Raw genomic sequence first — 9,220 nt, 5'->3', positions numbered from 1 at the left:
CGGCAGAACCCGGATCTGCGCAATGAGCGCCTGATCAAGAACCATGCCCAGATGCTGGCCCTGCTCGATGGCCTGCGCCTGGTGATCGACATCCCCCAGCACATGGTGGATCAGACCCGGCAGGCCCTGACCGAGATGGCCATTGAGCGGCAGAGCGCGATCAGTGCTGACCACCCGATGGTTAATGAGTTCTGGGAGACCTATGAGTACCTGGAGAGCATCGGCAACGGAGAGCGCGCCTACGTCAATCACTCGCGCGACCCGCAGCGCATTGCCATCAACCTCAACGACTTCATCGCCAAGGCGGCCAACCACAACCAGCCCGTGCCGGATTTGAAGCTGCTGCGGCCGCACTTGCGCGATTCGCGTCGCTACAAGCTGATCGCCGAAAACCAAGCGGTAAACAGTGCCATCAGGGCCAACAGCGCCGGAAGCGGAACAGCCGTGCGGTGCTGGGTATTCAAGAAATGAACAAGCGCAACAACGGGCCGGCGGATGGTGTTCCAGCACCAGCCCAAGGCCATTCCTCAACGCAACTCGGGGTAGTCACGATGCAACAACAGAGCAAACCGTTTTTCTCGTCCGCTATGGCATCTACGTCGAAGCCCGGCACCGGCCACGGCGCGCAGCCTAGCACAGCCGGCCCGGTGGCCCAGCGATGCCAAGCCCGGGTCGAGTTCCAGATCCAGGCCGATTCGATCGTTGTGGTGGCGGTGCTGACTATGGGCCGCACAGTCAAGATCGAGCAGCGCTGGAACCGCCGCACCCGCACTACCTGGCTGCACGCCGGCGGACCGGTGGTATGGGAGGCTGAAGCCGACGGGCTCAGTCGCGAGCTCGCTGACTGGCTCGATAGCCTGGGTCTGCCGCTGGCCGTGGCCAACATGCTCCCCAACGCTACAGCCAGCACCGCCGCTCTGGCCCAGGCCGCCCAGGAGGTGGCCCATGGCTAAGTCCCGCGTTCTATACGGCCCGCATGGCTCCGGCAAGACTCTGCATGGCCAGGCCATTGCCGCCCGCCTGGGCCTGCGCCACGTCCGCGACCTGGCCGACGTCCAGTTCATGGGCGACCGCCTGCAGCGTACCGGCCACCTCTACCTGTCCGACTGCCAGGACTATGGCCAGCGGGCGGCACGACTGCTCGGCACCGACCTGCTGCACATTGACCAGGCGCTGGCCGCGATCGGCGCCCGTCGTCCGGAGGTGCGCCATGGTTGAGCTGATCGTGCTGCTCCTGGCCCCGGCCGCCGGCGGTGCCGCTCTGTACCACCTGTGGCTGACCCTTCCGCACCGCCCCCAGCACGGGGCCCTGGCCGTGGGCCAAGTCCCCTTGCAGCTGCGCCGACATGCGGCCATGGCCGTTCGTCGTCGGGGGAAAGATTGATGGACGCCCTTGAGAAGCGTAATCGGTTTGAATCGTGGGCAAAGGCTCGCGGGCTTGACTTGCACAGGCTGAAACACACGAAAGGCTACAGGAGCGCGTTAACCGCCGGCGCGTGGGCCGCGTGGCAGGCAGCCTCTACGCCGCCCGAGGGCTACGTGCTGGTGCCGGCGGAGCCGACTGCGGCGATGCAGATTGCTGGCGAGAGAGCCAACGTATGGCTGATCCGGTACGAAATGCCGAAAGTTTGGGCTGCCATGCTCGCCGCTCGCCCGGAGGTTCTGTGATGGACATCGAAGGAAAGTACACCCTACCAAACGGCGAGGTGCTGGAAGTCCACGTCAATATCGCCGTCAATACTTGGCGCAACGGCGAATGGACCGGCTTCCATCAGGTCAGCGAACCGGACTTCAGACTTTGCATGGGCAAGATGAAAAAGCAGGGGGCGGTTCACTTTGAGCCCCGGCCGGAAGTGCCCAATGGCTGCGACTGACATGTTCAAGATGTTCGACTTCTATAGCTAACAACTGATCCAATTGCGCGCCCCACAAAACTAGCGCGCAGGAACTGGAGATGACCAGATGAAATTCATGACGACAAGGGCATGGCTCGAACGCTACTTCGATGCAGAGAGCCGCCCCGATACCCAGAAGCTGCAGCGCTGGCTGCGCGAGGGCAAGATCCCTGGCCGAAAGGTCGGCGGTACCTGGTACGTCGACGAGCACGCTTGGCTGGCTGGAGGAGATGAGCTGGTGGCGCGTGTGCTGGCAGATATGGCGTAGTTGGCCATGATGGGACGTGTGCGCAAACCCGGCCGTCGCGACTGGCCGCAAAATCTCTATGCTCATCGGGACGGTTTCAAGTACCGGCACCCGCTATCCCGAAAAGAGCATTCGATGGGCAAGGACAAGGCCAAGGCATTCGCGGCCGCAAAAAAACTCAATGCCCTACTAATGCCCAGCAACAACCTGGTCTCCAAGGTACTGGCGCCGGGCGAGACGGTTGCCGATGCGATCACCGTGTTCCGTCGGGATGACGTGCCCGGCAGGAAGTGGGCGCCGAAGACTGCCGAGGTTTATGAAAGCGTGATCCGACGCATCGAAGCTGGCCTGGGGTCGAAGCCGGTAGCTGACGTGACGGTGAAGGTGTGCGCCACCTTCATCCGCGAGGTCACCGAGTCCGACCGCGCGCGCCAGCAGTTCCGGCTGGTGCTGGGCTGGATTCTGGCCTGCGCCGTGGAAGAAGGCTGGATCGACACCAACCCAGCCCTCGCCACGCGCCGGTTCCAGCACGAGCGGAAGCGCGTGCGCCTGACCCTCGACATGTACCGGGCCATATGGGACCAAGCATCGCCCTGGCTGCGCAACGCCATGGACCTGTCGTTGGTGACGTTGCTGCGCCGCGAAGACGTGGTGACGGTGAAATTCGCCGACGTGCGCGATGGCCACCTGTGGGTGGTGCCTTCGAAAACCGAGAGCTCGACGAACGTTCGACTCCAGATCGCCGTAACCGGACCGCTGCTCGACCTGCTGGCCCGATGCCGCGACGACGTAGTTTCGCCGTTCGTGATCCACCGGCTGCCGGAGAAGGCCAGGCCCAGCGACAAGCGCGCCAAGGACCGAGCGCACCACACGCAGGTGTTGCCCGAGCAGCTGTCGCGTGCGTTCGCAAAGGCGCGCGATGCTGCCGGTGTAGATGGTGACGCGCCGCCCACCTTTCACGAGATACGCAGTCTAGGCGGCGCGCTCTTGCGCGATGCGGGGTGGACCACAGAGCAGATTCAAGCGCTGATGGGGCACGGGAACGCGTCGATGACGGAGCACTATTTGGGCGGTCACGAGGCGCCTTGGCAACCGGTTGTGACGGGGATCGGCCTGCCTCGATAGTGGTGAAGTAGTGGACAAATAGTGGACACAAACTAAAAGGGCTTGCGCCGTACGGCGCAAGCCCTTGTTTTATAAGCATTTTTGGTCGGGACGGCCGGATTCGAACCGACGACCCTCTGCCCCCCAGGCAGATGCGCTACCAGGCTGCGCTACGCCCCGACTGATGCTGCAATGTGCCCGCCTGTGTGGCGGGCCGTGAAGTATAGCGGATTACTTGGAAAAAAGGTTCAGCGTCGCAGCAGTTGCAGCACTTCTTCCAGTTCCATCCGCACCTGCTTGATGATCTGGTTGCTCAGCGCCGATTCCTCGCGCGCATCCGGACCGTCCAGGCGCAGGCGCGCGCCGCCGATGGTGTAGCCCTGTTCGTACAGCAGGCTGCGGATCTGCCGCACCATCAGCACGTCATGGCGCTGGTAGTAGCGGCGGTTGCCACGGCGCTTGGCCGGCTCAAGGCTGGGAAATTCGGTTTCCCAGTAGCGCAGCACGTGCGGCTTGACGTCGCACAGCTCGCTTACTTCACCAATGGTGAAGTAGCGCTTGGCCGGGATCGGCGGAAGTTCGCGGTTACTGCCCGGATCCAGCATAAGCTTCCACCCTCTCCTTGAGCTTCTGGCCCGGACGGAAGGTGACCACCGTACGGGCGGAAATGGGAATTTCCTCGCCGGTCTTGGGGTTGCGACCTGGGCGCTGGCTCTTGCGCCGCAGATCGAAATTACCGAAGCCCGACAGCTTCACCTGACGTCCCTGTTCCAATGCTTCACGCAGCACATCGAAAAACGCGTCGACGAATTCCTTGGCTTCCCGCTTGTTCAGACCGACTTCGTCGAACAGCTTTTCCGCCATCTCCGCCTTGGTCAATGCCATTGCCTGCTACCCCCGAGTGCTGCCCGCTCAGCCGCGGATCCGGGCGTGATGTTCACGCTCGATGGCAGTGACCGCCTCGGCCACCACCGCTTCCACGTCGCGGTCCGTCAGAGTGCGCGACTTGTCCTGCAAAATCAAGCCCATAGCGAGACTCTTGAACCCCGGCTCGACCCCCTGCCCGACGTAACGGTCGAACAGGTTCAGCTCGCGCAGCAGCGGCCCGGCGGCCTGGCGGATGGTGGCGGCCAGGTCGCTCCAGGCCACCTGTTCAGGCACCAGGAACGCCAGGTCGCGACGCACTGCCGGGAAGCGCGACAGCTCGCCGGCACGCGGCAGTGCACGGACACTGAGCGGCTCCAGGTCCAGCTCGAACGCATAGACATCCACTTCGATGTCCATGGCCTTGGCCAGGCGCGGGTGGATCTGGCCGATCCAGCCGATCGCCACGCCGTCGCGATGGATCTCGGCCGAACGGGCCGGATGGCCGAACGGGCGCTGCGACGGGCGGAATTCGAGCACCGCGCCGCTGGCGGCCGCCAGCGATTCCAGGTCGCCCTTCAGATCATGGAAGTCGACCTTGCGGGTCGGCAGGCCCCACTGCACGGCCTGCGCATCGCCGCACACGGCGCCGGCCACGCGCGGGGTTTCCAGCGGTGCCGGCCGGCCTTCGCCGTCCTGCTGGGCGAACACCCGGCCGACCTCGAACAGGCGCACGCGCGCCAGCTGACGGGCAGCATTGCGGCCCAGGGTGGCGACCAGGCCCGGCAGCAGCGCCGGGCGCATCACCGCCAGCTCGGCCGACAGCGGATTGGCCAGCGGCACCAGGTGGTCGCGCAGCTGCCACTGGGTCAGCAGGGCATCGTCGACGAAGGCGAAATTCAGGGTTTCCTGCAGGTCGCGGGCGATCAGCTGGCGGCGCACGCTCAGCACGTCCAGCTGGGTCTCGGTCGGCATCGCCACGCGTGCCGCACCGCCCGGCAGGGTGGTCGGAATCTGCTCGTAACCGTGGATACGGGCCAGTTCCTCGATCAGGTCTTCTTCGATGGCGATGTCGAAGCGGCGGCTCGGCGCGGTCACCTGCCAGCCGTCGCCGGCCGCGGTCACGCCCATGCCCAGCGCGCGCAGGATGCGCTCGACTTCGGCGTCTTCAATGGTGATGCCCAGCACGCGGGTAATGCGCGCGCGGCGCAGGGTGATCGTTGCCGCCTGCGGCAGGTCCGCCTGATTGACCGCCTCGGTGACCGGTGCCGGGGTACCGCCGGCCAGATCCAGCACCAGACGGGTGGCGTACTCGATGGCGGTGCGCGGCAGTGCCGGGTCCACGCCGCGTTCGAAACGGTGGCCGGCATCGGTGTGCAGGCCCAGCTTGCGGCCGCGGCCCATGATGGCGGCCGGGGCGAAGTGCGCGGCCTCCAGGAACACGGCCGTGGTGTCGTCGGTCACGCGGGTGTCGAAGCCGCCCATCAGCCCGGCCAGGCCGACCGCGCGGTCGGCATCGGTCACCACCAGGAAGCTGTCGTCCAGCACCGCGTCGCGGCCGTCGAGCAGCTTGATGGTTTCATTGGCGCGCGAACGGCGCACGCCGATGCTGCCCTGCAGGGTGCCCAGGTCGTAGGCGTGCATCGGCTGGCCCAGTTCCAGCATCACGTACTGGGTGATGTCGACCAGCAGCGACACCGGGCGCACGCCGCTGCGGCGCAGGCGCTCGGCCATCCACAGCGGGGTCTTGGCGGCGGCATTCACGCCTTCGATCACGCGGCCCAGGTAGCGCGGCGCTTCGGCGCCGGCATCAAGGGTGATGGCAAGTTCGCGGCTGCCAACCGGGGCAATCGCCTCGGCGGCGAACGCCAGCACTTCGCTGCGGGTGGCGGCGGCCACGTCGTAGGCGATGCCGCGCACGCTGAAGCAGTCGGCGCGGTTGGGGGTCAGCTTGATCTCGATGCTGGCGTCGGGCAGACCCAGGTACTCGACCAGGGCCTGGCCGATCGGCGCGTCATCGGGCAGTTCCAGCAGGCCCGAGGCATCGTTGTCCAGGCCCAGTTCCTTGGCCGAGCACAGCATGCCGTTGGATTCCACGCCGCGCAGCTTGGCCGGCTTGATCTTCAGGTCACCGATCTGCGCGCCGACCATGGCCAACGGCGCGACCAGGCCCGGGCGCGCGTTGGGCGCACCGCAGACGATCTGCAGCAGCTCGCCCTGCCCCGCATCGACCTTGCACACCTGCAGGCGATCGGCTTCGGGATGGCGCACGGCCTCGACGATGCGTGCCACGACCACGTGCTGCAGGCCGTTGCCGAGCGCGTTCACCTCTTCCACTTCCAGACCGATGGCGGTCAGCACCGCGCTCAGTTCATCGCGCGAGGCGGAGGTCGGGACGTGGCTGCGCAGCCAGTTTTCGGAGAATTTCATGGTGTCACCCTGGTGGGCCCGGCGCATGCGCCTGGGCCTGCGAATTTAGGAGCAGTCGATTCAGGAACAGTCGAGCAAGCTCGACTCTACGGGTCGGCGCTTACGCGAACTGTTTCAGGAACCGCACGTCGTTTTCGAAGAACGCGCGCAGATCGTTCACGCCATAGCGCAGCATCGCAAAGCGCTCCACGCCCAGGCCGAAGGCGAAGCCGGTGTAGCGTTCCGGATCGATGCCGACGTTGCGCAGCACGTTCGGGTGCACCATGCCGCAGCCCAGCACTTCCAGCCAGCGGGTGCTGCCGTCGGGCTGCTGCCAGGCGATGTCCACTTCCGCGCCCGGTTCCACGAACGGGAAGTAGCTGGGGCGGAAGCGCATTTCGAAATCGCGCTCGAAGAACGCGCGCACGAACTCGGCCAGGGTGCCCTTCAGGTCGGCGAAGTTCGAATGCTCGTCCACCAGCAGGCCTTCCACCTGGTGGAACATCGGCGAATGGGTCTGGTCGCTGTCGCTGCGGTACACCTTGCCGGCGGCGATCATGCGCAGCGGCGGCTGGTGCTGGCCCATGTAGCGCACCTGCACACCGGAGGTATGCGTGCGCAGCAGGCGGCCATCACCGAAGTAGAAGGTGTCGTGCATGGCGCGCGCCGGATGGTGCGGCGGGAAGTTCAGCGCTTCGAAGTTGTGCCAATCGTCCTCGATTTCCGGCCCTTCGGACAGCTCGTAGCCCAGCCGGCCGAAAATGCCGGTGATGCGTTCCAAGGTGCGGGTGATCGGGTGCAGGCCGGCACGGTCGCCGTTGCGGCCCGGCAGGGTGATGTCGATGGCTTCGGCGGCCAGGCGCGCATCCAGTGCGGCGTTTTCCAGCACGGCCTTGCGCTCGCCCAGCGCGCTGGACAGCGCGTCACGGGCCTGGTTGATGGCTTCACCGGCGGCCTTGCGCTCGTCGGCCGGCAGGGTGCCCAGCTGCTTCAGCTGCGCGGTGATGCTGCCGCTCTTGCCGAGCAGGGCCACGCGCAGCTGTTCCAGCACGTCGGGGCTCTGTGCGGCGGCCACGTCGGCCAGCGCCTGGGTGGTGAGGGATTGGATGTCGCTCATGGGGGGCCGGAACTCCAGTCGGTCTGCCATCGCGATGCGCGAAGGGCCGACCCCTGTCGCCACCGCCGGTCCCCGCAACGCGCGCCTGCGGCATTGCCGGAACCCAAAAAAGAATGGGGAAGGACTTGCGCCCTTCCCCATGCATTGCCTCTACCTGACACCGTTCACCGTGAACGGAAACGGCATCGGGAAGGACTTATGCCGCCAGTGCGCCCTTGGCCTTTTCGGCCAGCGCAGCAAAACCGGCTGCGTCGTGCACGGCGATGTCAGCCAGGACCTTGCGGTCCAGGGTGATGCCGGCCTTCAGCAGGCCGTTCATGAAGCGGCTGTAGCTCAGGCCGTTGATGCGGGCAGCCGCATTGATACGGGTGATCCACAGCGAACGGAAGTTGCGCTTCTTCTGCTTACGGCCGATGTAGGCGTACTGCTGTGCCTTGATGACGGCCTGCTTGGCAACGCGGAAGACCTTGCGACGGGCGTTGTAATAGCCCTTGGCCAGATCCAGAATTTTCTTGTGGCGGCGACGCGCCTGTACGCCACGCTTAACTCGTGCCATTTTTCAGTTCCTCAGAGGTAAGGGAGCATACGATCCAGACGGCCGGCGTCTTCTGCACGGACGTGGTTCGTCTGACGCAGGTTACGCTTACGCTTGGTCGCTTTCTTCGTGAGGATGTGGCTACGGTTGGCGTGGCCGCACTTGTACTTGCCCGAGGCGGTCTTGCGGAAACGCTTGGCCGCTGCCCGGTTGGTCTTGATCTTGGGCATTGCAATGTCCTTGATGGGGGTGACCCTGGTTTCTGACTGATCTGGCGGTGGCCATTGCCACTCTTTCCGTCCTGCCATGATCGGCGTACGACCCGTCCTGGGTGGGTCGAGCCGGGCATGATACAGGCAAATCCGCCCCGCCACCAGCCCTTTCAACCGTTTCCGTACATTGCCGCAAAAGCAAAGGGGCGCCCATGGCGCCCCTTCACCCTGAACCATTCAGCCAGGCGCCCCGAAGGGCGGCCTGCCAGGCCTCAGGTCTTCTTCTTCGGCGCGATCATCATCACCATCTGGCGCCCTTCCAGACGCGGACGGCTTTCGATGACGATGTCCTCGCCCAGATCGGCCTCGATGCGGTTGGCCATTTCACGACCCAGTTCCTGGTGGCTCATTTCACGGCCACGGAAACGGATGTTGACCTTGATCTTGTCACCGTCTTCAAGGAAACCACGCATCTTGCGCAGCTTGATCTGGTAGTCGCCCTCGTCCGTGACCGGACGGAACTTCACTTCCTTGATCTCGACCTGCTTGGTCTTCTTCTTGGCCTCGCTGGCCTTCTTCTGCGCTTCGAACTTGAACTTGCCGAAGTCCATGATCTTGCAGACCGGCGGATCGGCCTGCGGCTGGATTTCGACCAGGTCCAGGCCTTCATCTTCGGCCATGGACAGCGCTTCGTCGCGCGACAACACGCCGATCATTTCTCCGTCACTGCCGATCACGCGGACGCGCGGCACACGGATTTCCTGATTCCTGCGGTTCTGTTTGTTGTCAGGGGTGCTGATATTACGTTCTCCCAAGGGTATCGAACCGGCCCGGGTG

13 protein-coding genes, 1 tRNA gene and 1 pseudogene are annotated in these 9,220 nt (G+C 64.9%); 7 read left to right on the top strand and 8 right to left on the bottom strand.

All coding sequences use genetic code 11. The features are described 5' to 3' along the window. The 7 genes and pseudogenes from G4G00_RS19470 to G4G00_RS19440 all read left to right on the top strand — a co-directional run. Positions 1-471 (top strand): annotated as a pseudogene (locus G4G00_RS19470) (bifunctional DNA primase/helicase); the annotation flags it as partial. Next, a complete protein-coding gene (locus G4G00_RS19465) occupies positions 468-953 on the top strand; it encodes a hypothetical protein (RefSeq protein ID WP_164275894.1) in 486 nt (161 codons plus the stop codon). The pseudogene G4G00_RS19470 and the gene G4G00_RS19465, both read left to right, overlap by 4 nt. Continuing rightward, complete coding sequence (locus G4G00_RS19460; RefSeq protein ID WP_164275891.1) at positions 946-1,218, top strand: hypothetical protein; 273 nt, start codon at positions 946-948, stop codon at positions 1,216-1,218. Before G4G00_RS19465 ends, G4G00_RS19460 begins: the two co-directional genes overlap by 8 nt. A 165-nt stretch (positions 1,219-1,383) precedes the next feature. After that, on the top strand, positions 1,384-1,668 hold the full coding sequence (locus tag G4G00_RS19455) for a hypothetical protein (protein WP_164275888.1): 285 nt from the start codon (positions 1,384-1,386) through the stop codon (positions 1,666-1,668). Beyond that, the gene (locus G4G00_RS19450) at positions 1,668-1,874 is read left to right on the top strand and encodes a hypothetical protein (protein WP_164275885.1); all 207 of its coding nucleotides are present in this window, start codon (positions 1,668-1,670) and stop codon (positions 1,872-1,874) included. Before G4G00_RS19455 ends, G4G00_RS19450 begins: the two co-directional genes overlap by 1 nt. A gap of 88 nt (positions 1,875-1,962) precedes the next feature. Continuing rightward, positions 1,963-2,163 carry a helix-turn-helix domain-containing protein gene (locus G4G00_RS19445; protein ID WP_164275882.1) on the top strand — a complete coding sequence of 67 codons (201 nt, stop codon included), beginning with the start codon at positions 1,963-1,965 and terminating at the stop codon, positions 2,161-2,163. Between the two features lie 6 nt (positions 2,164-2,169). Continuing rightward, positions 2,170-3,267 carry a tyrosine-type recombinase/integrase gene (locus G4G00_RS19440; RefSeq protein WP_205515583.1) on the top strand — a complete coding sequence of 366 codons (1,098 nt, stop codon included), beginning with the start codon at positions 2,170-2,172 and terminating at the stop codon, positions 3,265-3,267. Positions 3,268-3,349: 82 nt separating this feature from the next. Here the strand turns inward: G4G00_RS19440 and G4G00_RS19435 are convergent. The 8 genes from G4G00_RS19435 to infC form a co-directional block, all read right to left on the bottom strand. After that, positions 3,350-3,426 (bottom strand) — tRNA-Pro (locus G4G00_RS19435). 68 nt (positions 3,427-3,494) lie between these two features. Then, positions 3,495-3,851 (bottom strand): MerR family transcriptional regulator, encoded by a 357-nt coding sequence (locus G4G00_RS19430; RefSeq protein ID WP_005410431.1) that lies wholly within the window; start codon positions 3,849-3,851, stop codon positions 3,495-3,497. Continuing rightward, positions 3,832-4,131, bottom strand: coding sequence for an integration host factor subunit alpha (locus tag G4G00_RS19425; RefSeq protein WP_108750195.1), 300 nt, complete (start codon positions 4,129-4,131; stop codon positions 3,832-3,834). Before G4G00_RS19425 ends, G4G00_RS19430 begins: the two co-directional genes overlap by 20 nt. A gap of 27 nt (positions 4,132-4,158) precedes the next feature. Beyond that, entirely contained in the window at positions 4,159-6,540 is a 2,382-nt protein-coding gene (pheT, locus tag G4G00_RS19420) for a phenylalanine--tRNA ligase subunit beta (RefSeq protein ID WP_108754844.1), read from the bottom strand. Positions 6,541-6,640: 100 nt separating this feature from the next. Continuing rightward, the gene (gene pheS / locus G4G00_RS19415; RefSeq protein WP_108753678.1) at positions 6,641-7,636 is read right to left on the bottom strand and encodes a phenylalanine--tRNA ligase subunit alpha; all 996 of its coding nucleotides are present in this window, start codon (positions 7,634-7,636) and stop codon (positions 6,641-6,643) included. Positions 7,637-7,832: 196 nt separating this feature from the next. Beyond that, positions 7,833-8,192 carry a 50S ribosomal protein L20 gene (rplT, locus tag G4G00_RS19410; protein WP_005410435.1) on the bottom strand — a complete coding sequence of 120 codons (360 nt, stop codon included), beginning with the start codon at positions 8,190-8,192 and terminating at the stop codon, positions 7,833-7,835. 11 nt (positions 8,193-8,203) lie between these two features. Beyond that, positions 8,204-8,401, bottom strand: a complete 198-nt coding sequence (gene rpmI / locus G4G00_RS19405) for a 50S ribosomal protein L35 (RefSeq protein ID WP_002811096.1) — start codon at positions 8,399-8,401, stop codon at positions 8,204-8,206. A 254-nt stretch (positions 8,402-8,655) separates the two neighbouring features. After that, positions 8,656-9,198 (bottom strand): translation initiation factor IF-3, encoded by a 543-nt coding sequence (gene infC / locus G4G00_RS19400; RefSeq protein ID WP_108750197.1) that lies wholly within the window; start codon positions 9,196-9,198, stop codon positions 8,656-8,658. Positions 9,199-9,220 lie beyond the last annotated feature (22 nt).

It is taken from the genome of Stenotrophomonas sp. B1-1 (assembly GCF_010894375.1).
Lineage (GTDB): Bacteria > Pseudomonadota > Gammaproteobacteria > Xanthomonadales > Xanthomonadaceae > Stenotrophomonas.
The sequence above is the reverse complement of the archived record's forward strand: the minus strand, read 5'-3'. Positions and strand labels throughout refer to the sequence as shown.